The sequence below is a fragment of the Psychrobacter sp. 1Y6 genome (assembly GCF_052258385.2).
Lineage (GTDB): Bacteria > Pseudomonadota > Gammaproteobacteria > Pseudomonadales > Moraxellaceae > Psychrobacter.
Window position 1 is genome coordinate 162,107 of the sequence record NZ_JBQQEW020000001.1, and the last position, 24,290, is coordinate 186,396.

A 24,290-nucleotide genomic window follows, 5' to 3' on the forward strand; every position below is an offset into this window, starting at 1 on the left:
GTGTCACTATTCTTTTGTATTGTAATTCTACTTTTCATCAGTTTTTAAAATATGCGGATTATTTGGAACTGGGTTTAAGTATTTTTATTTGATCATTTACTGATGTAGTTCTTACTAATTTTTTCTAAACTGCTAGTAGGTCGTTTTAAAATTATAAAAAACCCCTGCTATTGAGTTCACAATAGCAGGGGTAAATACTTGTCTTTTTCAGATTAGTGTAGAGTAGTTTTTCTTATTCTACCGTGACTGATTTTGCCAAATTGCGTGGCTGGTCGACGTCTGTGCCACGCATCACTGCTACATGGTATGACAACAGCTGCACAGGCACGCTGTAGACGATAGGGGCAAGCGTCTCGCAAACATCGGGTACATATACTAAGTGTAGTCTATCTTCCGCGACCATTTGACTGGCTTCGCTAGCGAATACAAATAGCTCGCCATGACGCGCATGCACTTCTTGCATATTGGCTTTTAATTTATCAAACAAACTGTCTTTGGGCGCTAGTACGACGATGGGCATGTCTTTATCGACCAATGCCAATGGACCGTGTTTAAGCTCGCCTGCCGCATAACCTTCTGCATGAATGTAAGAGATTTCTTTTAGCTTTAACGCGCCTTCTAGCGCAATCGGGAACTGTAGCCCGCGACCTAAAAATAGACAGCTTTTCTTATCTTCAAAGCTTTCACTCATGGTCTTAATAGGACCATCAAGGTTTAAGCTGGCGTAGAGTTGTCCTGGTAATTGATGTAACTCACTTAATAACGTATTTAAGTGTTCGTCAGTCATGCGCTTCTGCGTGACGCCAACTTTTAATATTAACAATATCAATGCCACAAGCTGAGTGGTAAATGCTTTGGTAGAGGCGACGCCAATCTCAGGTCCTGCCAATGTCGGCAAGAAAATATCTGTTTCGCGTACCAGCGATGACGTCGGTACATTACATAGTGCCAAGCTGACTAAGCCTGCTGGCATTTGCTTCTGGATATCACGTAACGCTGATAAGGTATCAGCCGTTTCACCAGATTGAGAAATACAGATGACCAAAGTATTATCGACGACGACAGGATTGCGATAGCGGAATTCGCTGGCAACCTCGACCGAGCAAGGTATACGGATAAGGCTCTCAAACCAGTATTTTGCGACCATACCAGCGTGATAACTGGTACCACAAGCAATCACTTGTACATGACGAATACCTGACAACAGTGTCTCATGACGCTGTAAAAAATCGTCGCGTAGTTTAGTCGTTTCACCATTATCCAAAGCCATCTCTATCGTACGAGCGACGGCATCTGGCTGCTCATAAATTTCTTTGAGCATATAATGTTTGAACTCGCCTTTATCGGCATTGTGCTGGGTTGCATCAATTTCATGTATCTGACGTTGGACTTCAACACCATCTGCATAAACTTGAATGCTATTGCGAGTTAATTTGGCGATATCACCTTCTTCTAGATACATAAAGCGGTTAGTCACCGGTAGCAAAGCCAACTGATCTGATGCGATAAAGTTCTCACCGATACCGACACCAATAACCAAAGGTGAGCCTAGACGTACAGTAATGAGCTCATCAGGGCAATCTACGTGTACGATACCCAATGCAAAAGCACCATGCAGTAACGGAATGATGGTGCGTACTGCTTCCAACAAGTCAGGCGTTTTTTTGTAAATATCATGGATTAGATGCGCCACAACTTCTGTATCTGTCTGTGAAGTAAACACGTAGCCTTTGGCTATTAGCTCTTCTTTTAGTTCAGCGTAGTTTTCGACGATACCGTTATGAACGACCGCAATTTTGCCTGACACGTGTGGATGCGCATTACGTTGTGCTGGCTCACCATGAGTTGCCCAGCGCGTATGAGCAATACCAATATGACCATCAAAAAACTCTGGGTTGATAGCGACGGCATTAACCAGTGCCTGTACTTTACCTACTTGGCGCTCACGATGTAGTTCACCATCACGAATAACAGTCAGACCAGCTGAGTCATAGCCGCGATATTCTAAACGCTTTAGGCCTTCAAGTAAGATATTAGCGATATTTCGCTCAGCAACGGCGCCTACAATTCCACACATGGCTATTCCTTAGATTCAAATTTTAGTAGTTCAATATATAATAGTGCAAGATCAAATAATCTGGTCGGACATTAATGATGAGTCATCAAACGACAAATATAATGAAGCAGTACCACAAAGATTGCTGTACTGCTTAAATTGGTTCAAAAATGACTGAAGTTGGCTAAACCATCAATGAGCAATTATTTTTTAGTGGGTCGTTGAAAGTCATTTTTTTGTACCTGACGCGCACGACCGAATGCCAACGCACTACTGTCAACGTCTTTGGTAATCACAGAACCAGCGGCCACAGTAGCAGTATTGCCAATCGTCACTGGTGCAACTAGACTGGCATTAGAGCCGATAAATGCATTGTCTTTAATGATGGTTTGCGACTTATTAGCACCGTCATAGTTACAAGTAATGACACCAGCACCGATATTCACGCCTGTACCGACAGTCGCATCGCCGACGTAGCTTAAGTGATTTACTTTACTGCCTTGACCAATAGTCGATTTTTTAATTTCGACAAAATTACCAACTTTGCTGTTATCAGATAGTACGGTATCAGGACGCAGATGCGCAAAAGGCCCGATATCAACACCAGCACCAATATCAGCGCGATCGATCACGCAATACGGTTTGATGTAGCAGGCATTACCAATCTTAGCATTTTTGATGACACATCCCGCTTCGATATAGACGTTATCACCCAAGGCACAGTCACCTTCAAACACTACATTAACGTCAATAAACACATCTTGACCAGCGGTTAACGTACCACGAATATCGACACGAGTAGGGTCGGCGAACTGTACGCCAGCTTCTTGTAAGTCAGCAACTAGCTTACGTTGCCAAGTGCGCTCTAGACTAGCAAGCTGTTGACGGTTATTAACCCCTTCAATCTCAAACGTATGCTCAGGCTCAATCGCCGCGATAGTAATACCATCGGCAACAGCCATTTTGACGATATCCGTCAGATAATATTCTTGCTGTGCATTATCGTTAGAGAGCTCAGGCAAGTATTTGTGTAGTAGCGCATTATCGACACAGTAAATGCCGCTGTTAATTTCTTTAATACTTTGCTCTTCAGCATCAGCATCTTTTTGCTCAACGATGGCTTCAATATTACCTACTTGGTCGCGTTTAATACGACCCAAGCCAAATGGATTATCGACAGTCAATGTCAGCATCGACATACCATCAGTATTGGCAGTTTTTAATGCTGTCAATGTCTGACAGCTTACCAATGGCACATCACCGTAAAGAATAAGACTTTGTCCTGATTTGGGTAAATCAGATAATGTCACTTTGACCGCATGGCCAGTTCCCAATTGCTCAGTTTGAGCAACCCAAGTAATCGATGCTTGTGTATATTGATTGGTAATCTCTGACTTTACTTGATCACCACCAAAGCCATGAACAATAATAGTTTCATCAACAGTTAACTGATGACAAGTATCTAGTACATGGCCTAACAAAGACTTCCCAGCTAGGGTCTGCAATACCTTTGGCTTTGCCGATTGCATACGTGTGCCTTTACCGGCAGCTAAAATAATTACAGAAAGAGGAGATGTCATAATAGGCTCACAAATGTAACAAAATATAATATTTGATTATAGCGCAAATGTTCATTTATAAAAATGCTGTGATGTGCAGGCTTTGTAATACAACCTGCTAACAATAAATCAATTGTCTATGCAGGAGAGTAGCGTTCAAATTGATAACGTTGCTGGGATTAGCGGTTGTAGAGTAGCCAATTCAGTATCGAAGTAGTTAAGGTAGCTTATAACAGCACACCAAACATAACAGCTACCCATGCTACTGCTGCCATGATACCGGCGATGATGTCGTCAAGCATAATGCCTAACCCACCAGCAACCCTTTTATCAGCCCATCCAATCGGTGGCGGCTTAACGATATCAAAAAATCGAAATAAGATAAAAGCGAAAACAATGGCGAAAATAGAAAGCTCTTGAGACACATTTTGCCAGAAGTTATCGTCAGCAATCCCCATATAAGACAATGGTAGTAGGGTAATCCAAATACCTGCCCACTCATCCCAAACGATATGCGGATCGTCATGACCTTGCATCAGATCAGCAGTGTGTCCGCAAATCCAAACACCAAAAATACAAGATAAAACTGTCAGAATGAGAAAAGGTATAAAACCCAAACTCAACAATGGTATGGCAATGATTAACCCACCAACGGTACCCCAAGTGCCAGGTGCACGGCGCGGAAGACCGCTCCCTAAACCGATACCGAGCCAATAAACCACACGGTCAAGCATGCTAGCACCGACCGGTAAGGGTGGACAGTCATTTGCTTTACGGATGTCAGGCTTAGATAAGTCGTGATCAGTCATGGATTAGCCTGTAAAGTGTTGGTAGCCAGTAAGATTGGGCCACGTTAAAAACGGTGCGGGCTGAGTAGGTGTCACTGGCTGATTTTTATAAAACAGTTCAAGACGTGAGTTATCAGAAGGCTTGGTATCTGTCGCTATCGGATCTGCTAGTGCAATTACCTCGCCGATACAAGTGACAGGTGTGTTGCCAGTAGGCGGTTTGATATGTGAAGGCAAAGTAAATGCCAGTTCATAATCATCGCCGCCCGCTAGCTGACCTAATAAGCGATCAGACAAATCGACAGTAGATAATGACTCGCTACTCGGTAGCTTATCTAAATGGATTCGTATGCCGACAGAGCTTTGCTGACAGATATGCCCAAGATCTTGGTAAAGACCGTCGGAGATATCTATCATCGCTGTGGCACCCATCTTTGCCAATGCTGCACCTAGCGCAATACGCGGCGTTGGCATATGTAGACGATGTGCCAACTCGATACCTTGTGCGCTGTCAGGATGTTGCAAGGCGAAAGCGGCATCACCAAGTGTGCCTGAGACATAAACCTTATCACCCACTTGTGCACCTGAGCGATAAATGGCAGGTGTATCTGCGGACAGCAATCCCTGAGCACTGATACTGAGTACTAAGCGCTCGCTGCGTGTCGTATCACCACCGACCAGCGTCACGCCAAACAGCTGGCACGCATGAAACAGCCCTTTGGCAAATTCAGTGAGCCATTCGTGATTTGCCAAACGTTCAGGTAATGCTAGCGCTAGCATAATGCTATGCGGCGTCGCACCCATAGCTGCAATGTCTGAGACATTAACAGCCACGGCTTTATAACCAATCGCAAATGCTAATTCGTTAACTCTTTGCCAGTCAGCATGAAAGTGACGACCTTGAACCAGTGTGTCAATACAGCTAACCAAGCATGATCCTGCTGGCAATGCCATCACAGCCGCGTCGTCACCGATACCTTTTTCGATACCAGTTGATGGTGCATGCGTGGCCTGCATCTGTGAGAATATACGCTCAATCAGCTCAAACTCGTTCATGGTTAATCTTAGTCTTTAGTATCGCTAGCGTTTTTCTTGCTCGCCTTAAAGTCACTAATATTTGCACTGGCTTTACTGGCACTACTGCGTTTAACGTTAGCTTTGTTAGCACTGATGCGCGGCTTGTTTGATACAGTCGGCTCATCGACGATCGCGCTTTCTGTTTCAGCAGCAGTTTCGATGCTATCCACTGGATTTGCTTCAGACTGTTTAGCCGCCGCTTTTTGTGACGTACGTAGATTGGCATTAGTGTCTGCTTGCACTTCGACTGCGCGCAGATCACCGGCCATTTTATCCAGTACCGCATTAATCAATTTGTGAGCATCAGTCGCCCCAAAGTGATTATTTAGCTTCATTGCTTCATCAAGCACGACTTTATAAGGAATCTCTACACGGTTTTGCAGCTCATACGCGCCAATCAACAAGATAGCGTGCTCAACCGTATCTAACTTATCAACCTCACGATCGAGATGCTGACTGATAAGCGCGTCGAGTGCTTCAATCTGCTCTGGGATGTCGCGCATCATTTCATGATAATAACCGATATGGACGGTATGCATGGCATTGGTTGCACGCGTGCGAGCAGCAATATCATGCGGAGCATTGGCTTTCCAGCCAAGCTTACCATCTACATCAAAGCGGCGATCAGTAACGAGCCATTCGTATAGGCCCTGCATCGCAAAGCGACGTGCCTTACGGATAGCAGTGTGACTGGTCTTGTAAGAAGACTCACTCATATCGAATGTTTGATCACCCGCACTACTGCTCGCTATACGGGTAGCTTCAGCTTGTCCATCGTTGGCTTGTGCGGTTTTCGCAGCGCTAATAGCGCGCTTGAGTTGGTCAGTCATAGGGGGTCTGTACCTAAATTTTTGAGATGATACCCAGTCAAAATATAAATTAACAAAGTAGCTTTTTAACTTTGCTGATTCAAAGCTTTAAAGGGTATAGAAATACGGCGAAAATTCAAAAAGTAGCCAATTGTTTCGATAGCTGGCTAGTGCTATGAGGTGCTGTTATTACTAGATAGCAGCACAAGGTAAACTAATAAACTTGAGCTTTAAAGCTTACGCTTCATCGATGCTATCATCAATATCTAGCTGTGACAAAACAGCGATCATTTCTAGTACGACCATCGCAGCTTCAGAGCCTTTGTTGCCCGCTTTAGTACCAGAGCGCTCGATAGCTTGCTCGATGCTGTCAGTGGTGATGATACCGTTAGCAACAGGGATATTATAATCCATTGCCACAGCGCTCAAACCTTTGGCCGACTCGCTAGCTACAATATCAAAATGCGGCGTGCTGCCACGGATGATTGCACCCAATGCCACAATTGCATCAAAACGATCTGATTCAGCAGCACGTTGGGCCACAAGTGGTAGCTCAAATGCGCCAGGCACACGAATAACAGTAATGTTGCTACCCAATACACCATGACGGAGTAGGGCGTCGATTGCACCATCAACCAATGACTCAACGACAAAACCGTTAAAACGACCGACAACGATACCAATGCGAGCATCAGCGTTTTGATGTAGGTTACCATCGATATGAGTCACGTCGTTACGCTGCTGTTGTAAATTCGACATAAAAAATCCTTTGCTTAATAAGCGTTCAATTGAAATATAGGCGTCAATAAGTAGCTAAATAGTCTGATGCGTTCAATCGACTCGGTCGCCTATTATTTTGGCGTTGCTCTAGTTAATTGAACGAAAATAAATGGTTAGCGCTATGATAGCATTTTTTTAGGTTTTATTTGTATATTACGAGCGTGCTAAAGACGCATCTGTATTCCTTGCGCTGCCATATACTCTTTGGCCTCCAATACCGTGTATTCGCCGAAGTGAAAAATACTGGCGGCAAGTACGGCATCTACGCCGCCTTCTAGTACGCCTTCTGCTAAATGTTGCAGGTTACCGACGCCGCCTGAGGCGATAACTGGTACATTAACACGGCTCGTAATTTGCTGCATGAGCGCCAAGTCGTAGCCCTTTTTGGTGCCATCACCGTCCATCGAGGTGACCAGTAATTCACCAGCGCCCAGCTCTGCCATTTTGCTCGCCCAAGCAACGGCATCGATACCCGTTGGCTTACGGCCACCATGGGTGAAAATCTCCCAACGTGGTACGATAATACCATCGACGTTGATATCAGCGACGCGTTTGGCATCGATGGCAACGACGATACACTGGTTGCCAAATTTCTGCGCGGCTTCACCAACGAACTCCGGCGTAAATACGGCTGCTGAGTTAATCGCCACTTTATCCGCGCCAGCATTGAGCAAATTGCGGATATCAGCGATTTTACGCACGCCGCCACCAACAGTCAGCGGAACGAATACCGTTTCTGCCATGCGCTCAACAGTATGATAAGTGGTATCGCGCTCATCATTGGTCGCAGTAATATCCAAAAAAGTAATCTCATCAGCGCCCTGTTCGTTGTAGCGTTTGGCTACTTCGACAGGATCGCCTGCGTCTTTGATATTTAAAAATTGCACGCCTTTGACCACGCGGCCATTGTCAACGTCCAAGCAAGGAATGATACGCTTTGCTAACATAGGGTCTTTCACCTTATAATCAATTCATAGGCGCTAGTCTAGCAAAATCACTGCTATTTCAGGCAGGTTTTCGCAAGATTATTACGCTTTTCACCATAGTTTTATCATGCGCGGTACAATTGCTGTGATTACCGCCTAAATCTATTCTATTTAACTTGTTATTCAATTGCCAAAAGTGAGATGTCATGTCCGTCTATACCCAGTTAACCGATGATCAGTTTGCCGCCTTTTGCCAAAGCTTTGGTGTGTCGTTTGCCCGCGCGATACCGATCACTCAAGGCATTAAAAACTCAAACTGGTTTATTCAAACGACTGACGATGTAGATGGTACATACTCTTACGTATTCACTTTATTTGAAGAGCGTCCGCCTGCTGATATCGAAAAAATGGCCGTTATTCTTAATCAATTAAATGGCAAGCTACCAGTCGCCGCGCCGCTAGCCGTTATTGAATCAAATGGTTCGCAAACGGATGGCGACGATAAGCGCTATGTCATCCACTATGAAGACAAAGCGATTACGCTAGTGCCATGCTTAGCGGGCTCACATCCGGATCAAACCACGCAAGCGATGTGTCATGACATTGGCGCGGCATTAGCAATGCTGCATGAGACATTACAAGCATTGCAGCCAAGTGAGCAGTACGGCGTGCCTTTGTACCCATGGGCAGATGTGCGCGACCGTGAAATGCAGTTCATGCCAGGTGACGAAGCCAAGCTGATGAGCGATATCTGGCGCTCTTATTCAGAATTGCCACTGGCAACCTTGCCAAAAGGTCTGTGCCATTTAGACATGTTCGCCGACAATACCTTATGGAATCTACAAAAAGGCGAAGCGCGTTTGACAGGTTTATTGGACTTCACCGAAGTCAGTGTCGAGCATTACGTGATGGATATTGCCATTACTATCAATGATTTTTGTACCACGTGGGGCGTTGCAGAACAAGGCGAATCCGTTAACTTTGATCGCAGTAAAATGGCAGCGTTCTTACAAGGTTATGAATCGATCCGCCCGTTAAATAACGACGAAAACCGTGCACTACCTGTTATGCTGGCAAAAGCCGCGGTGATATTCTGGTTATTACGACTAAACGTGATTCACTACAATCGTACCGAAGGTCGTACGGGTGATAACATCATGGTTAAGAATCCTGACTTGATGAAACGTCTGGCTGCTTATCATTGGGCGCATGTTGAAAAGTCGCAAAATACCGTATTTGTACTATTAAGCAAACCAGACAATCAAATAGTCGGCGTATTTAGCAGTATCACCCAAGCCGAACAAGCGCAGGAAACATTAAGTAGTAGTGAGTTTGCAATTAAAGAATATACGCTAGATCAATTGTCTTAAGCATTGCTTATTCATTTATGCTAGTACCAATGCTAGTACTAATTTTAGTACCGAAACCTTAGAGGCGACCCCATGACCGATCAAATTGATAACTGGCACAAACTGGCGCGCTACGATACCAATATGCAGGGTGAGCTGCACGCCAACCTACTACGTAATAACGGCATTACCGTGTCCTTGCAGCCGCTTAGCGCTATCCCAGGTATGAATTCTGGTATTGTTCTTTGGGTAGAGGATACGGATTTGGTAGAAGCTCAGCGTATCTTAGCGACCATTCCAACCGATGGTGCGGCCTTGCTGGATGAGATGAGTGATGCTGACTTTGAGGCGCTATCTGCTGCTCAAAGCAATCCTACTCAAGGTAACTCGATAATAGACGACAATAACGGCGGTAATGATTAAATGTGTCAACTCTTAGGAATGAACTGTAATACCCCAACGGATATTGGCTTTAGCTTTGCAGGGTTTCGCAAGCGCGGCGGGATGACGGACAGTCATGAAGATGGCTTTGGTATTGCCTTTTTTGAGCGCAGCGAATGCAGTAATAATGACAAAACCAACGATGAGACGGCAAATGACTCAACGGGTCTGCGTCTGTTCCATGATAATCGTCCCAGTCATCTGTCGCCAGTCGCCGATTTGGTCAATAACTATCCAATCAAAGCCATGAATGTCATTGCACATATCCGTAAAGCGACGCAAGGGCAGAACTGTTTGGCCAATACCCATCCATTCGTCCGTGAAGTATGGGGCGAGCAGTGGGTGTTTGCGCACAATGGACAGATGAATAGCGAATTTATCAAACGCTGTCAGCGCTTACAAGACAATGGCAATGCCTCACACTGTCAGCCAGTTGGCAATACTGACTCAGAAATGGCATTTTGCTATCTGGTCAATCGTCTAAAAAGTAGCTTTAAATCGCGTCCTGATGACAAGACGCTGTTTAATTTTTTGACTACGCAATGTCGTTATCTATCTGCCAATGGGTTATTTAATTGCTTAATATCGAATGGCAGATGGCAGCTGGCTTATGCAGGTAGCTTACTGTTTTATCTCACGCGCAAAGCGCCATTTGGTGAAGCGAAGCTCGCTGATGATGATATGGCGATTAACTTTGGTGATGTGACCACGGACACGGATAAAGTCACTATTTTAGTCACTGTGCCATTGACTGAAAATGAAAAATGGCAACAACTGGCTGTCAATGAATGCTTAATCTTTCAAGATGGTGAGGTCATTTATAAAGACAGCCCAAGCCAGCGCAAGTTTTTAACGATTGATGAAGGTATTGCGATTGCACGAGCCGTTGGAGCGAGTGTTTAAAGGTTAATGAATATCCAATACTGTTTAAATATAACCCCCACAACACCGCTTAAACTTTTCTCCAGAACCACAAGTACATGGTTGCTTTTGCGTCATAGTCATCGCAACCGTCGGGTCTAAAAAGTACCAAAGTGCATCTTGATTAGCTTTGCTTTTTACCTTTACGAAAGTAGACAGTTCATGATGCGCCTGTATTTTTTCTGCTAAATCAACTGCATTATCTTTGGCATTAAAGTAAGCCTTAAATTCAACCTGTGCATGACGTTTACCCAGTTTTGGCGTGTGCTCTACAATCTCTAGTCCTGCCCAATCTGTCTCTTTTGCCCAACTGTCAATCGCTACAACATCAAGTAATGCTTGCTGAGCAGGCACTGTGGTCTTGACGATATACTCTGGTTTTATGAGCACAAAGGCACTATAGCGCGTGCGCATAAGCCGTTCGGCTGTCTCCGCTTTTATACCATCTGCTTTGTCAACCTCATCATTATAAAAAGCATCATGATAAGGCTGGCAGCAGTTTTGATAGGATAGCTGCGCGTCTGTCGTCTCTGCTGTTGGATTGATTTGGCAAGGGCAAGTATCTGGGTAAGATTGCATGTTTTACTCTAATTTTTGTTTGGACTCATTCGTTTAGGCTTAATGGTCTTATGATAATTTTATTGCAGCATGCTTTTTATTAATTCTGGCAATATACCGACTTTGAGCTGCGCCCATGCGGAAGGATCACTTAATCGTGACCAAAACATCTCAAAAGGTGGGGCGGCGTATACCAGTAGTGCAAGGATAGTATATAAGAGCAAATACCACCATTTGTCTTTTGGCTGATAAAACTTCATTGCCGTGCCCGATGAACGTTTCATTTTCATATTGGACAAGTTGACGCTATATAGCTCATCCAATGATAAGTGCACCATTGCGCCACCAAATAAAAACAGACCATAAAACCAACTGGTCGTCAGTGGTAGGTGCAAGCCATAATAACTTAGGCACGTCAGACCCAATCCCAGTATCGCCATATACGGCACAGAGTGGATGACGCCGCGATGCACCGTCATAGTAGTAAAAATATGAAAAACCACATAACGCATAAAACCGTAGCCAGCCAGCCACAATACTATCAGTGCCAGTAAGCTCAAATCACTACGCCAATGCATGACCAGCCCAAAGGCAAAGATAAACGAGGTGATATTAAAACCGAGCTTAATCGGTGTTGAATTATCAGAATCTAAGTCTGGCAGCAACCCACCAATAGTACCAAGCGCTACGCACACCAAAAATCCTGAATCATCAATCAATCCCGCTTTATAAACCGTCAAACTCAGTGTGCCGCTGACCATAAATGCGACATTTAAGTGGGTATTAAAATTTGCCATAAAACTCATTCATCCATAGCGCTCAAAAAGTCCTTTCGAGCGGCGTATCTAGCAGTAAAAAAGCGCACCATGATACCATAGACCGTCCATACGTCTAATAGAGATAGCCTGTAAGAGAGAGCTTCTATGCCTGCCAGTGATTTACCCGCCATACTTAACTCTGATACTCATACTAAGCAGCTGCCTGTAGTAGAAGGTCAGCTTGATAACATCTTTGCTGCCATTGACTGGCAAGTGCCTTGGTTATCGCATATTACTCAATTGAGTTATATCAGCAACACGATTGAATGGCTTAGTCGCTCGAAATCACAGAGAAATAGCTTAGATAATTTGGATAATGCAAAAAGCCTAGATGAGCACGATATAAATGCTTCTGACATCAATACGCCTGACACGATTACTAAAGTCTTAAAAACGGCGATGATGCAGCAGGCAAATCATCTAGAGCAGCCGTTACCACAGACCATACCAGCTCATGATAACAAGCCGCAGACACTACAGTTCGTCTCTCAGAATGCATTGCCTGAAGGGGAAGCTTACGAGCAATTTATCGGCACAACTGGCAATATCCCGACGCGTGATAACTTACATGACTTGTTTAATGGCAGTATTTGGCTGACCTTTCCGAAGACTAAAGCTATGCTCAATTACTACCATATGCTAGAAATCGCCAAACAAGGCATTAATGAGCGTCGAGGGCGTGTGCGCGACACTATTACTGTCTTTGATGAGAATGGCGCAGTGCTAGTGACTTCTGATGCTAGTATCGGTGAGGCGTTGGTTGATTTTGACTGGCAGGCAAGTTTGGTGAAACCACGTGCTAAATGGGACAACCCAACCCAGCCTGATAACAGCGCTCAAGCCGCAGTCTATATCTTTGGGCATGCCTTGCTTGAGCAGTTGGTACACCCACGCAAACCTCTATGCGCTCACAGCATTGTCATTCACGTTGCACAAGAATTCTTTACCTTATCGTTAGCTGGACGTATGAGCTATTTGGATGACAAAGTTGCCGAATATATGGATACATTATTATCAAATAATGATGTCAAACCGCGCCAGCTTGCGCCTTTACCAATTTTAGGTGTACCGCATTTTTGGGCAGAAAATGCCGATACTGGCTTTTATGAAGACAGCTATGTATTCCGCAGTGGGCGACGTAAAAAAGACAAAAAATAAATAGGAAGGGATTGGTTAAAAATAGCTCGCTAAACCGTTGTTACGTTTACGATTGTGCCACGATTCGACAACGTCCAGACGTTAACAAAGCCTTGTATGTTTGTTATGGTAAAAGGGAGTTTCTGTTAATCACTACAGATATGATTATCTCTTTTGTTAACACGGACTTATATCAGACAGTTTTGCGAAACTGCGATATTGATTCAAAACAGATCAATCATTTATTGAGCCACCAGTCATACATAAACTTATAATAATTTATGTCCAGGATTTATAACAACGATAAGGAAGCTATCATGAGTGATATTTTTGATGTAAAAGACACCCTTTCGGTTGCTGGCAAGGAGCATGCCTACTACAGCCTGCCAAAGCTGACCGAAACTTATGAGCATATCAAGACACTACCATTTTGTATGAAAGTGGTATTAGAAAACCTATTGCGTAACGAAGACGGCGGCCAGTCAGTTGGTAAAAACCATATCGAAGCGGTTGCTAACTGGGATGCAGGCGCTGAAGCGTCAAAAGAAATCGCCTTTATGCCAGCGCGTGTGGTATTGCAGGATTTCACTGGCGTACCTTCGGTGGTTGATTTGGCTGCGATGCGTGATGCAGTGGTCGAGCTTGGCGGAAAGGCTGAGCAGATCAATCCGTTTATCCCTAGTGAGCTGGTCGTCGATCACTCTGTACAGGTCGATGCTTATGGTCGCGAAGATGCGCTAGATTTGAACGAAAAAATTGAATTTAAGCGTAACAATGAGCGCTATGAGTTTTTGCATTGGGGCAAGCAAGCCTTTGAAAACTTCGTCGTCGTACCGCCAGCGACAGGTATCGTGCATCAGGTCAACCTTGAGTATTTAGCCCGTGTCGTGATGGCAGCAGACGTCGATGGCGAGCTGACGGCTTATCCAGATACAGTATTTGGTACAGATAGCCATACTACGATGATTAACGGTATTGGCGTGCTTGGTTGGGGTGTGGGCGGTATCGAAGCTGAAGCCGCGATGCTAGGCCAACCGTCTTCGATGCTGATTCCACAAGTGGTCGGCTTTGAGCTAAAAGGCAAGCTAACCGAAGGCGTCACGGCGACCGATTTGGTACTACGTGTCGTTGAAATGCTGCGTGCACATGGCGTAGTAGGCAAGTTCGTCGAGTTTTATGGCGAAGGCTTACACAGTATGCCGCTAGCGGATCGCGCTACCATTGCTAACATGTCACCAGAGTACGGTGCGACTTGTGGTATTTTCCCAATTGACCAAATGGCGATTGATTACCTGCGTCTATCAGGCCGTGATGAAGAGCAGATTGAGCTGGTTGAAAAGTATGCTAAGGCGCAAGGCTTATGGCACGATACCGATACACCTGCGGCGACTTATTCAAGCAAATTAGAACTAGATCTGTCGTCAGTACAGCCAGCACTTGCTGGTCCGAACTTGCCACAGCAGCGTATTAATTTGTCTGATATGCATGAGAAGTTTGGCGAAACGCTAGAAAAAATGACCAAAGATCGCAAGTCAGAAGTAGAAGGCAAAGTACGCTTTGATCAAGAAGGCGGTGAGCAAGAGCAAGCTGAACACTTAGCTGCTGAGCCGAATATCGAAGTTGATACCAGTGATGACAATGCAAGTTATGCGCCAGCAAACAATGTCTTCTCAAATGTCAGCATCGATGACAAACAACACAAACTACGAGACGGATCGGTAGTTATTGCTGCCATTACTTCTTGTACTAACACTTCCAATCCAGCGGTAATGATTGGTGCAGGTCTAGTGGCCAAAAAAGCGGCTGCCAAAGGTCTTAAAGCCAAGCCTTGGGTTAAGACATCGCTTGCACCGGGTTCTAAAGTGGTCACCGACTATCTTGAGAAAACCCATCTAATGGATGAGCTAGAAAAAACAGGCTTCTATCTAGTAGGGTATGGTTGTACGACTTGTATCGGTAACTCAGGGCCATTATCAGAAGAGATCGAAAAAGGCATTGAGGAAAACGACTTAGTCGCAGCGGCTGTACTGTCTGGTAACCGTAACTTTGAAGGTCGGATTCACTCGCATGTCAAAGCCAGTTACTTAGCCTCACCACCATTGGTCGTTGCTTATGCGCTGGCAGGTACTGTTGATATTGACTTGACGACTCATCCGCTCGGACAGGATCAAGATGGCAATGATGTATTCCTAAAAGATATCTGGCCAACTTCAGAAGAAATTAACGAGTTAATTGCCAACAATATCGATGCTGACATGTTCCGCAAAAACTACGGCGAAGTTTTCGACGGTAGTGCCGCATGGAACGCCATTAGCTCAGCGGATAGCCAGCTATATCCATGGGATGAAGAATCGACGTATATCAAAAACCCACCGTTCTTTGATGGCATGACCATGGAGCCAGAAGGTATCCCTGATATCGAAGGCGCACGTATCTTAGGTCTGTTCGGTGATTCAATCACGACCGATCATATCTCACCAGCAGGTAATATCGATCCAGACTCACCAGCAGGTAAGTACTTGCAAGAGCGTGGTGTGATGGAGGTGGACTTCAACAGCTATGGCTCACGCCGTGGTAATGATGCGGTTATGACCCGAGGTACTTTTGCCAATATCCGTATCAAAAATACCATGATGGGTGGCAAAGAGGGCGGCTATACCTATTACTTCAAAGATGACAGCGCTACGTTACAAGACGGCGAAGAAATGCCCATCTACAATGCAGCAATGAAGTATAAAGAAGATAAGCGTCCGCTAGTGGTACTGGGCGGGGCAGAGTATGGTTCTGGTTCGAGCCGTGACTGGGCAGCTAAAGGTACCATCCTACTCGGCGTAAAAGCGGTGTTGACCAGCTCGTTCGAGCGTATTCACCGTTCAAACCTAGTCGGTATGGGCGTGTTGCCATTGACGTTTAAAGATGGTCAAAATGCAGAGACCTACAAACTAGATGGTTCTGAAGTGCTGAGCATCACAGGTCTGGACAATGGCGAGAGTAAAACAGCCACGGTTACGGCTACGCGTGCTGACGGAACGGCAGAAACCTTTGAGGTAAATGTCGGTCTACAAACGCCAAAAGAGCGCGAATATGTGCGTCATGGCGGCGTATTGCACTATGTACTACGTCAACTGGCAGCTGAGAGCAAAGAAGCTGGCTAGTAGTTAGTTAAGTTTTATATGACAAAAAGCCCAATCTCCTTCAAAGTAGGGGATTGGGCTTTTCTATGGAAGACGTTTTTTCTTCTTGTTACTTTACTCTACGCTTTTTCAGTCAACAGCTTAATTCCTAGCCCCATAAATACGACACCACTTATTTTATTCATCATGGATTCAATCTTTGGATTCTCTCTTAACTTTTTGCTGAACTTTGACGCCAACATCGCCAAACTCAAGCACCATATAAAGCCTGTGGTGGCAAAAGTCAGCCCCAATATCAAAAATGACAGCATGCCATAAGCATAACTAGTATCGATAAACTGCGGGAAGAACGCCAAGAAGAATAAAGCGACTTTTGGGTTGAAAGTATTGGTTAACACACCTTGCTTATATATTTGCCAACCATCTACAGCCTTTTGGCTAGTCACGTTCTGATCTTTGGATAAATTGTTTGCTATCGAGTTAGAGTTTTTACTCGTCAGCATCTTAAAGCCTAAATAACACAAATAGCTGGCCCCAATATATTTAACAATCATGAAAGCGATAGGGGAGTTGGCAAGTAATACGGACAATCCTAGCGCCGCCAATAACGTATGTACCAAAATACCCGAAGTAATGCCAAGAACAGAATAAAACCCTGCTGTTTGTCCTTGTGAAATACTACGGGTGATGATGTACATGCTATCCGTACCTGGCGTTAGGTTTAACAAAATAGCCGCCAAGATAAACCCTAGATAATTCTCGATACCAAACATCGTAATCACTTCCCTTTAATCACGCTAAGCCCCATCATTTATAGTATGTGGCTGCACTTTATAAATACGCTCGTTGGGTCGATATTAACGAGTATTAGATAGGTTGGCAATAGTGCTATCAACAGTAAGCTAGCAGCGATTAATAATAAGCTAACGACAATAGAATAGAGGATGTTGAGAAATGACAGACATAAAAAAGCCCAGTCACCGGATGATGACTGGGCTTTTTTATTGTTCGCTTATTAGTCTAACCTGATGCTAAGCAAAAGTGCTAATAAGTGACGCCGAATAGTGGCGTCCCCAGGGGGATTCGAACCCCCGTTACCGCCGTGAAAGGGCGGTGTCCTAGGCCTCTAGACGATGGGGACGCATAGAGTGTTATAACCAGTGGTTACAACGGTACTTCACAATATCAGATAGCTTATTAAATAAGCATTGCCTAGGTGCTGATATCGTCCTACTAGCGAGTATTTATTATTACGTTTCAGTAATACTGAGCGTTGCTATAAATAAGTATGGTGGAGCTAAACGGAGTCGAACCGTTGACCCCTTGCATGCCATGCAAGTGCTCTACCAACTGAGCTATAGCCCCTCGCTAAGAGTGTGCGTATTTTATGTAAGAGCGGCAGTCTTGTCAACAACTATTTTAAAAATAATGCATAAATATGCAAAAAAAAGTGATTTAGCCTATTTTAAAGGCTCAACAAGCCCAAATTAGCGTGGATTTTGCTTAAGCGCGATCTCTTTAATAGCTTTATCGGTATAAAACTCTTCTTCGCTACCATCAAAAAAAATGATCGCACAGCATTCAGTTGGTATATATTGACCGCCTTTTTCTCTGATTGTTCTTATGCCTTTGACGCCAATGATGTCATATTCGCCCAATTTATCTAGATTATGCTTGGTGTAACCACAGTAAGTGCTGTATATCCATTTTAAATCTTCGAAGTCTTGGCCCTTGGTCAGGGTCAAAGTTGCATCAAACAGCTCCTTTACGATGGCATCATAATATTTCTGTGCTTCTTTTAGTGTGTTAAAGACATAATCTTTGCTTTCTATTGTGACGGTTTTGGTGGCCATGTTTGTTTCCAATTAAAATATTGATTAAGAGGTTTTTATATTCTGAGAGTAGTAGTACTTATTAACAACGAAAAAAGGGTCAGAGATGGCCTGACCCTTTTACATTCGACAAGTTTAGCCAGCTGACCATTCAGCAGATAAGTTATTCAGCTTCTAAACTATTCAGCAGCAGCTAAGAAATCTGGCAATTCTGCCGCTTGTTTCTCAAGTTTTTTCAGTTTCTTTTTGCCAAGGCCGCCTAATACATCAACGGCATGACGCAAGCGAGTCAATGTCATGTCAGCACCTATAATCGCCATAGAGTTCATGACTGGCGTCGATGAGGTGCTACCAGCGATAGCGATAAAGAACGGCGCCATAAAGTCACGCATCTTGATATCAAGATGAGCGGCAAGGCCTTTTAGCGTGGCATAAATGTTTTCTTCTGACCACGTCGGCAAGACTTCTAATTGCCAAAGCGCTAATTGCAGCATCTCGATAATTTGCTCAGGGTTGAGCGATTTATGAGTGAAGCTTTCAGCATTGATATCAGGTAGGTTTTGGAAGTAGAAACCACCCCAATTAACCGCATCAGACAATAGCTCGATACGTGGCTGAATCGCCGCTGCGATAGCCGTTAGCTTATCACTGTTACTAGCCCACTCAAGGATTTTATTCTTTAGCTCTTCAGGGCTAAGCGCACGTAGCCATTCTGCATTGAGCCAGTTTAATTTTTCGATATCGAAGATAGGGCCACCAAGCGACACACGCTGAATATCAAAGCTGGCAATCATTTCTTCTAGCGTAAACTGCTCGGCATCATTAGGCATTGAGTAGCCCATACGACCGAGATAGTTTAACAATGCTTCAGGTAGCACGCCTGCATCACGATAGTAGGTGATAGAGGTTGGGTTTTTACGCTTAGACAGCTTTGACTTATCAGGGTTACGCAATAGCGGCATATGGCAAAGGGTCGGCATTTCCCAACCAAAATAATCATATAGCAGTTGATGCTTAGGCGCAGAGTTCAACCACTCTTCACCGCGCATCACATGAGTGATTTCCATCAAGTGGTCATCGACGACGTTGGCTAAATGATAGGTTGGCATGCCGTCTGTTTTTAGCAGTACTTGCATATCGACTTGAGTCCAAGGGAACTCAACGGTGCCACGTAGCATGTCTTGTACCTGACAAGTGCCTTCGGTCGGTACACGCATACGAATCACGTGCGGCTTTCCCTCGCTTACCAATTGCTCGGTTTTTTCTGGAGCAAGATGGGCGCAGCGACCATCATAACGAGGGGTCTCGCCATTGGCCATTTGTTCAGCGCGCATGGCATCCAACTCTTCACTGGTACAAAAACAGCGGAACGCATGATCTTTTTCTATGAGTATCTCGGCATGTTTTTTGTAGATATCGCTACGCTCGCTCTGACGATAAGGGGCGTGTGGGCCGCCAATATCTGGGCCCTCGCTCCAATCCAGACCAACCCAGCGTAGGGCATCCAAAATCATTTGTTCCGATTGTTCAGTCGAGCGAGTCTGATCAGTGTCTTCGATACGTAAGATGAATTCGCCGCCATGCGCTTTGGCAAAAGCCAAGTTAAATAGTGCAATATAGGCAGTACCTACGTGTGGGAAGCCAGTTGGTGATGGGGCGATACGCGTACGTACAGGGCGCGTGCTGTCAGTAGAGGTTTGCATGATAAAAGTCTCAAAGTTTGCTATCGATATAAGCTATCAGTATAAATAGCGATGAAAGATATGAAGTCGATGTTAAGAAATAGCGTAAAATATAGCGCTAGTATAACAGAGACATGTGATATTTTTAATGAAAAGCCCTTCTAGTGCTTGACTACAGGTGTATCCTTGCGATAATAATGCTAAGCAAGTCATAACTTGTTTATTTTCATCTAATTACTGGCCAGTATGGTCGTCATCTATTGAGTTGTTTGTGTCCCTATCAAAGTCTAAGCCAAAATCGAAAGCCAGTCCTTCTGCCGCCGCTGATCTCTCTGAGTCAACGTCTAATCCTTCTGCTGTAAAGGATGCGTCTACGCAAGATGTCGATCTGGATGTTACTCACGCCAGTCATGAGGGCGATATCACGTCTGATGAATTAAGTTTTGTCCATGATGCAGTGCTGCTGCAAGAGACTGTCGCTGCAGTACTAGGTGTAAAATCCTTGCCCAAGCAAAAAGAAGGCGACCAAAATAGCTTAAGTATAAGTGGTATCTATGTTGATGCGACCTTTGGCCGTGGTGGCCATAGCAGGCTACTATTAAGTCAACTCGCCGATGACGCCACACTGATTGTCTTCGACAAAGATCCGACAGCCATCAGCGTGGCGCAAGAGCTGGCAAGCAAAGACAGCCGTGTGCGTGTGGTTCACGATAGTTTTGCGACGTTGACCGACAGTCTGGCTACTATGGGCATCACTGAAGTTGATGGCTTAATGGCGGATTTGGGCATCTCATCACCGCAGATCGACGACGGTAGTCGCGGCTTTAGCTTTATGCGTGACGGGGCAGTAGACATGCGTATGGACACCAGTCGAGGCCAATCAGTGGCCGAATGGCTTGAGAAAGTCGATGATGAAACGTTGGCCAATGTGCTTTACGATTTTGGCGAAGAGCGTCACAGTCGCCGTATTGCGCGCGCTATCAAACAGATGGAAAGCTACAAGTCTACGCTTGAGTTGGCAGAAGTAATTAAAGTAGCGCATCCCAACTGGCAACGCGGTAAACATCCAGCCACACAAAGCTTTCAGGCCATGCGTATTTTTATTAATAATGAGCTGGGCGATGTTGACGACTTTTTAGCGCAAAGCATTCCTATCTTAAAGTCAGGTGGGCAGTTAGCGGTCATTAGTTTTCACTCATTAGAAGATCGCCGTATCAAGCAGTTTTTGCAGCGACATAGTAAAGGGCAGTATCCAGAAGACGAAAACCTGCCAATGCCGCCGAATCGCCCGCGCTATTTTAGCAAGCCAAAACGTGTTGGCCCAAGTAAAGCTGAGACGAGTCAGAATCCGCGCGCGCGTAGTGCATGGCTGCGTATGGCAACGCGTACTGACACAACTTATGAGCAGACAACAACATCATAGAACAACATGACGCCGCAAGTCATAGTCGAATATGATTATTGAGTAGTCTAAGATTGCTAATACTTGTCTAAATGATGCGCAAATGTCCTAATGGCTACGCCACTGTTAAAAATCTGTAAATATTGTCTGTTAGGCTCAGCAGTTGGTTTTTATCTGCATGATAGTTGTATGGCTTTATATGTAGTATAGCCATGCAACGTGTTTGGTTTTGGTATGACATATTGATAGCCATAAGTTGTAATGATTTATGGCTCCTAAATATATTAGCTATCGAATATATTTTCTATGTTCGGTTTTTTAGGTTTAGTTTTTACATTTATAAGTGTCTTTGGTTTTATATTTATCGATGGTATGACCGAATAATGACACGTTCATCTTTCGCAATCCGTTATCTACTCTATCGTTTACGTTCACCTTTTTGAGATCGTCATGGCAATATCTGACAAACCTGCGAATCGCCGCACTGCTACACCTTATAATACCGATGTCGGCGAGCTGTTCGTGCGCCGGTTTAATGTGGTGAGCATTTATGTAGTCGTGCTACTGCTATTGGCAGCCACGATTGTATGGAGTGGTATCAAAACTGCCGAAGAAGTTCAGCAATATCATCAGGACTACAAAACCTTGCAAGACATGAAAAAACAAGAACGTAAGCTGCAAGTAGAGCATCAGCGTCTATTGATTGAGCAACAAACATTTAGCGCCACGCCGCAGATTGCCAGTCGAGCGGTTGCTGAATTGGGCATGTATTCGCCAACATTAAAGGATAAGCTGATTATCCAACCTGGTGTCGCTACTGCATTGGTGCCAGTGGTTACGGAAGACTCAGAGGAAGATATGTCTGACGTGATTGGGCCACGTGCCTCTACGGACATCTCTCCTGAAGAGCCAGCGACGGAGGCAGGACAATGAGTGAGAAAAAGCCTAAATCCACCGCAAAAAATACCAGCAAGAAACCAGCCAGCGGCAAGGTAACCAAACCTCTCCGCCGAGCCAGTGCTGCTAAATCTGGACAGACGAGCAGTAAGCCTGATAAAGCTGCAAGTAATCGTAAGGCCAAATTGTTTGGTCGCATCAAAAAAAGTGACACCCAAGGCGCTTATACCAGTGTAAAAAATCGCAAAAGTAAAATGGTTTTTTCGAGCAAAGCGTCAGGTGCGTCAGCTCTCGGTGGTTTCGAACAAGACAAAAACCGTTTTCGTATGGTCTGGGGTCTAGCGCTGGTTATATTAGCGCTACTGATTAGCCGCGCTTATTATATTCAGGTTGCCAACGCACAGTTTTATCAAGACAAAGGCAATGAGCTCATTACCAGTGAGCGCACCCAAAAGTCTTATCGCGGTATGATTACCGATCGCAATAATCTACCGCTTGCGGTCAGCGCACCGCTCGCAACGGTTTCGTTTAGTCCGCATGATTATTCGCGTGAATATTACGAGCTAAAGCGCATTATCATTACCAATCCTAGCAGTCCCCAATTACAGGCGCGTATGCAAAAGCGTCTGGATAATATGGACCTGACAAAGCTAGCCGCTGCTGCCAATATCTCAGTCGATGAGTTGAAAAAAGTCACGGCCATTGATGACAGTATCGATGTGACCGATGAGAAAGCCGTAAAAGCTGCTTTGCCATCTGGTGCGGGCTCACACTATTTGCCACTACTTAATAAGGTCACGCCTGAGATTGCCCAAAGCGTCAGCTCGCTTGATTTCCCTGGCGTCTACGAAAAGAATTTCTTTCAGCGTTATTACCCGCAGCCACAGTCTAATGCACAATTGCTAGGATTTATGGGTCAAAACGCCAAAGATCCTGAAGGCGGTTACGGAGGCCGTGCTGGTATTGAGCGTCAGTACGAAAAAGATCTGGCAGGTGATGATGGAAAAGTTCTAGTTCTAAAAGACGCCAAACAAAACAGCCTAAAAGAAATCAAACAAATCGAGCCAGAAGTACCCGGTAAAGATGTGGCATTGACGATCGATTCACGCTTACAGTATTTGCTATATAAAGAGTTAGAAAAAGCTGGGCGTTTGCAAAAAGCACGTTGGTCCACGGGTATGATCGTTGATGTACAGACTGGTGAAGTATTAGCACTATCGACATGGCCATCGTTTAACTCAAATAACCTCAACGAGATGACGGGTGAAAACCAGCGTAACCGCGCATTGTTAGATGTGTTTGAGCCAGGTTCGGTGATGAAACCGTTTACCGTGGCTGCAGCGCTAGACTCGGGCAAATATACGCCAACGACTTTGATTGATACCAATCCCGGTTCGATTCGCGTACGTGGCTATACCATTCGAGATCATAATAATTTGGGCATGATTAACATGGCCACGCTACTACAGAAATCTAGTAACGTTGCCTCTACCAAGATTGCGCTATCACTGCCAGCCGATGCTATTAGTAATATGCAACGACAGTTTGGCTTTGGCTCAAAAACACCTTTGCAGTTCCCAGGTGAGGGCAGTGGTCTAATCGTTACGCCGAAGGAAAAAGAAACCTCGCGCCGCGCGACGGTCAGTTATGGTTATGGTCTACAAGTGACATTGGCACAGGTTGCACAGGCGTATTCAGCCCTAGCAGCAGGTGGGGTCATGCATCCATTAACTTTAATTAAAGATGACAAGTCGCAGCCAAGCAAACGTATTATGGCGCATGAGCAGGCAATGTCGATTGTACAGATGCTTGAGAGCGTGACTGAGCCCGGTGGTACGGCGAAAGCCGCTGCTATTGATGGATATCGCGTGGCAGGTAAGACAGGTACGTCACGCCGTATCAATCCAGATGGTGGTTACTATACTGATCAGTATCGTAATGTCTTTGCTGGCATGGCACCTGCATCCAATCCAAAGCTGGTAGGCGTAATGCTTATCGAAGACCCACGTGGTCAGATTTATGCTGGTCTAACAGTCGCCCCTGTCTTCCATAATGTGATGAAAGAAGCATTGCGATTGTATAATGTGCCTTTGGATAAGCCACTAAAAACGGAAGCGCAGTAAG

Annotated in this window: 19 protein-coding genes, 2 tRNA genes and 1 pseudogene; 8 read left to right on the top strand and 14 right to left on the bottom strand. The window is 44.8% G+C overall.

From position 1 onward, the window contains the following. Nucleotides 1-232: 232 nt before the first annotated feature. From glmS to hisF, 7 genes and pseudogenes are all read right to left on the bottom strand, one after another. Complete coding sequence (gene glmS, locus ACTXGF_RS14295; protein WP_443535044.1) at nucleotides 233-2,077, bottom strand: glutamine--fructose-6-phosphate transaminase (isomerizing); 1,845 nt, start codon at nucleotides 2,075-2,077, stop codon at nucleotides 233-235. 182 nt (nucleotides 2,078-2,259) lie between these two features. After that, a complete protein-coding gene (gene glmU, locus ACTXGF_RS14300; protein ID WP_443535042.1) occupies nucleotides 2,260-3,636 on the bottom strand; it encodes a bifunctional UDP-N-acetylglucosamine diphosphorylase/glucosamine-1-phosphate N-acetyltransferase GlmU in 1,377 nt (458 codons plus the stop codon). Nucleotides 3,637-3,842: 206 nt separating this feature from the next. Further along, nucleotides 3,843-4,424, bottom strand: a complete 582-nt coding sequence (locus ACTXGF_RS14305) for a phosphatidylglycerophosphatase A family protein (protein WP_443535040.1) — start codon at nucleotides 4,422-4,424, stop codon at nucleotides 3,843-3,845. A 3-nt stretch (nucleotides 4,425-4,427) separates the two neighbouring features. Next, on the bottom strand, nucleotides 4,428-5,459 hold the full coding sequence (gene thiL / locus ACTXGF_RS14310; RefSeq protein WP_443535039.1) for a thiamine-phosphate kinase: 1,032 nt from the start codon (nucleotides 5,457-5,459) through the stop codon (nucleotides 4,428-4,430). A 29-nt stretch (nucleotides 5,460-5,488) separates the two neighbouring features. Then, a pseudogene (nusB, locus tag ACTXGF_RS14315) lies at nucleotides 5,489-6,310 on the bottom strand (transcription antitermination factor NusB); the annotation flags it as partial. A gap of 216 nt (nucleotides 6,311-6,526) precedes the next feature. After that, a complete protein-coding gene (gene ribH, locus ACTXGF_RS14320; RefSeq protein WP_075106501.1) occupies nucleotides 6,527-7,048 on the bottom strand; it encodes a 6,7-dimethyl-8-ribityllumazine synthase in 522 nt (173 codons plus the stop codon). A 185-nt stretch (nucleotides 7,049-7,233) separates the two neighbouring features. Continuing rightward, entirely contained in the window at nucleotides 7,234-8,016 is a 783-nt protein-coding gene (hisF, locus tag ACTXGF_RS14325) for an imidazole glycerol phosphate synthase subunit HisF (protein WP_443535036.1), read from the bottom strand. A gap of 185 nt (nucleotides 8,017-8,201) precedes the next feature. On the opposite strand from hisF, the gene ACTXGF_RS14330 reads away from it, so the two are divergent. From ACTXGF_RS14330 to ACTXGF_RS14340, 3 genes are all read left to right on the top strand, one after another. Beyond that, nucleotides 8,202-9,365 (top strand): homoserine kinase, encoded by a 1,164-nt coding sequence (locus ACTXGF_RS14330; RefSeq protein WP_443535034.1) that lies wholly within the window; start codon nucleotides 8,202-8,204, stop codon nucleotides 9,363-9,365. Between the two features lie 72 nt (nucleotides 9,366-9,437). After that, nucleotides 9,438-9,767, top strand: a complete 330-nt coding sequence (locus ACTXGF_RS14335) for a hypothetical protein (RefSeq protein ID WP_443535032.1) — start codon at nucleotides 9,438-9,440, stop codon at nucleotides 9,765-9,767. Beyond that, nucleotides 9,768-10,688, top strand: a complete 921-nt coding sequence (locus tag ACTXGF_RS14340; protein WP_443535031.1) for a class II glutamine amidotransferase — start codon at nucleotides 9,768-9,770, stop codon at nucleotides 10,686-10,688. A 24-nt stretch (nucleotides 10,689-10,712) separates the two neighbouring features. Here ACTXGF_RS14340 and ACTXGF_RS14345 read toward each other — a convergent pair whose 3' ends face one another. Together ACTXGF_RS14345 and ACTXGF_RS14350 are read right to left on the bottom strand one after the other, a co-directional pair. Next, nucleotides 10,713-11,285: a YchJ family protein gene (locus ACTXGF_RS14345; RefSeq protein ID WP_443535029.1), complete on the bottom strand. Its 573-nt coding sequence runs from the start codon at nucleotides 11,283-11,285 to the stop codon at nucleotides 10,713-10,715. Nucleotides 11,286-11,344: 59 nt separating this feature from the next. Beyond that, nucleotides 11,345-12,061 carry a metal-dependent hydrolase gene (locus ACTXGF_RS14350; protein ID WP_101205981.1) on the bottom strand — a complete coding sequence of 239 codons (717 nt, stop codon included), beginning with the start codon at nucleotides 12,059-12,061 and terminating at the stop codon, nucleotides 11,345-11,347. Nucleotides 12,062-12,187: 126 nt separating this feature from the next. On the opposite strand from ACTXGF_RS14350, the gene ACTXGF_RS14355 reads away from it, so the two are divergent. Together ACTXGF_RS14355 and acnA are read left to right on the top strand one after the other, a co-directional pair. Continuing rightward, entirely contained in the window at nucleotides 12,188-13,240 is a 1,053-nt protein-coding gene (locus ACTXGF_RS14355; RefSeq protein ID WP_443535027.1) for a DUF3025 domain-containing protein, read from the top strand. Between the two features lie 296 nt (nucleotides 13,241-13,536). Continuing rightward, nucleotides 13,537-16,374, top strand: a complete 2,838-nt coding sequence (acnA, locus tag ACTXGF_RS14360; RefSeq protein WP_443535025.1) for an aconitate hydratase AcnA — start codon at nucleotides 13,537-13,539, stop codon at nucleotides 16,372-16,374. A 98-nt stretch (nucleotides 16,375-16,472) separates the two neighbouring features. Here the strand turns inward: acnA and ACTXGF_RS14365 are convergent, their stop codons facing one another. The 5 genes from ACTXGF_RS14365 to gltX all read right to left on the bottom strand — a co-directional run bounded on the left by ACTXGF_RS14365 (nucleotide 16,473) and on the right by gltX (nucleotide 19,891). Further along, nucleotides 16,473-17,126, bottom strand: coding sequence for a LysE family translocator (locus ACTXGF_RS14365; protein WP_443535023.1), 654 nt, complete (start codon nucleotides 17,124-17,126; stop codon nucleotides 16,473-16,475). A gap of 292 nt (nucleotides 17,127-17,418) precedes the next feature. Next, nucleotides 17,419-17,494: transfer RNA gene (locus ACTXGF_RS14370), tRNA-Glu, on the bottom strand. Nucleotides 17,495-17,642: 148 nt separating this feature from the next. Further along, nucleotides 17,643-17,718, bottom strand: a tRNA-Ala gene (locus tag ACTXGF_RS14375). 122 nt (nucleotides 17,719-17,840) lie between these two features. Beyond that, complete coding sequence (locus ACTXGF_RS14380; RefSeq protein WP_443535022.1) at nucleotides 17,841-18,206, bottom strand: hypothetical protein; 366 nt, start codon at nucleotides 18,204-18,206, stop codon at nucleotides 17,841-17,843. Nucleotides 18,207-18,364: 158 nt separating this feature from the next. Then, nucleotides 18,365-19,891: a glutamate--tRNA ligase gene (gltX, locus tag ACTXGF_RS14385; RefSeq protein ID WP_443535087.1), complete on the bottom strand. Its 1,527-nt coding sequence runs from the start codon at nucleotides 19,889-19,891 to the stop codon at nucleotides 18,365-18,367. Nucleotides 19,892-20,255: 364 nt separating this feature from the next. On the opposite strand from gltX, the gene rsmH reads away from it, so the two are divergent. The 3 genes from rsmH to ACTXGF_RS14400 all read left to right on the top strand — a co-directional run bounded on the left by rsmH (nucleotide 20,256) and on the right by ACTXGF_RS14400 (nucleotide 24,289). Continuing rightward, complete coding sequence (rsmH, locus tag ACTXGF_RS14390; RefSeq protein ID WP_443535085.1) at nucleotides 20,256-21,290, top strand: 16S rRNA (cytosine(1402)-N(4))-methyltransferase RsmH; 1,035 nt, start codon at nucleotides 20,256-20,258, stop codon at nucleotides 21,288-21,290. Nucleotides 21,291-21,719: 429 nt separating this feature from the next. Continuing rightward, nucleotides 21,720-22,202, top strand: coding sequence for a cell division protein FtsL (locus ACTXGF_RS14395; protein ID WP_298810153.1), 483 nt, complete (start codon nucleotides 21,720-21,722; stop codon nucleotides 22,200-22,202). Further along, nucleotides 22,199-24,289, top strand: a complete 2,091-nt coding sequence (locus tag ACTXGF_RS14400; protein ID WP_443535020.1) for a peptidoglycan D,D-transpeptidase FtsI family protein — start codon at nucleotides 22,199-22,201, stop codon at nucleotides 24,287-24,289. Before ACTXGF_RS14395 ends, ACTXGF_RS14400 begins: the two co-directional genes overlap by 4 nt. Nucleotide 24,290 lies beyond the last annotated feature (1 nt).

Bases quoted from the DNA above. Each gene is read 5' to 3' on its own strand.
- ACTXGF_RS14400 (WP_443535020.1), top strand. From the start codon at position 22,199: ATGAGTGAGAAAAAGCCTAAATCCACCGCAAAAAATACCAGCAAGAAA.
- ACTXGF_RS14380 (WP_443535022.1), bottom strand. From the start codon at position 18,206: ATGGCCACCAAAACCGTCACAATAGAAAGCAAAGATTATGTCTTTAAC.
- ACTXGF_RS14335 (WP_443535032.1), top strand. From the start codon at position 9,438: ATGACCGATCAAATTGATAACTGGCACAAACTGGCGCGCTACGATACC.
- ACTXGF_RS14365 (WP_443535023.1), bottom strand. From the start codon at position 17,126: ATGTTTGGTATCGAGAATTATCTAGGGTTTATCTTGGCGGCTATTTTG.
- thiL (WP_443535039.1), bottom strand. From the start codon at position 5,459: ATGAACGAGTTTGAGCTGATTGAGCGTATATTCTCACAGATGCAGGCC.
- ACTXGF_RS14395 (WP_298810153.1), top strand. From the start codon at position 21,720: ATGGCAATATCTGACAAACCTGCGAATCGCCGCACTGCTACACCTTAT.
- ribH (WP_075106501.1), bottom strand. From the start codon at position 7,048: ATGTCGAATTTACAACAGCAGCGTAACGACGTGACTCATATCGATGGT.
- ACTXGF_RS14355 (WP_443535027.1), top strand. From the start codon at position 12,188: ATGCCTGCCAGTGATTTACCCGCCATACTTAACTCTGATACTCATACT.
- hisF (WP_443535036.1), bottom strand. From the start codon at position 8,016: ATGTTAGCAAAGCGTATCATTCCTTGCTTGGACGTTGACAATGGCCGC.
- glmU (WP_443535042.1), bottom strand. From the start codon at position 3,636: ATGACATCTCCTCTTTCTGTAATTATTTTAGCTGCCGGTAAAGGCACA.
- ACTXGF_RS14305 (WP_443535040.1), bottom strand. From the start codon at position 4,424: ATGACTGATCACGACTTATCTAAGCCTGACATCCGTAAAGCAAATGAC.
- glmS (WP_443535044.1), bottom strand. From the start codon at position 2,077: ATGTGTGGAATTGTAGGCGCCGTTGCTGAGCGAAATATCGCTAATATC.
- ACTXGF_RS14330 (WP_443535034.1), top strand. From the start codon at position 8,202: ATGTCCGTCTATACCCAGTTAACCGATGATCAGTTTGCCGCCTTTTGC.
- ACTXGF_RS14350 (WP_101205981.1), bottom strand. From the start codon at position 12,061: ATGGCAAATTTTAATACCCACTTAAATGTCGCATTTATGGTCAGCGGC.
- ACTXGF_RS14345 (WP_443535029.1), bottom strand. From the start codon at position 11,285: ATGCAATCTTACCCAGATACTTGCCCTTGCCAAATCAATCCAACAGCA.
- ACTXGF_RS14340 (WP_443535031.1), top strand. From the start codon at position 9,768: ATGTGTCAACTCTTAGGAATGAACTGTAATACCCCAACGGATATTGGC.
- acnA (WP_443535025.1), top strand. From the start codon at position 13,537: ATGAGTGATATTTTTGATGTAAAAGACACCCTTTCGGTTGCTGGCAAG.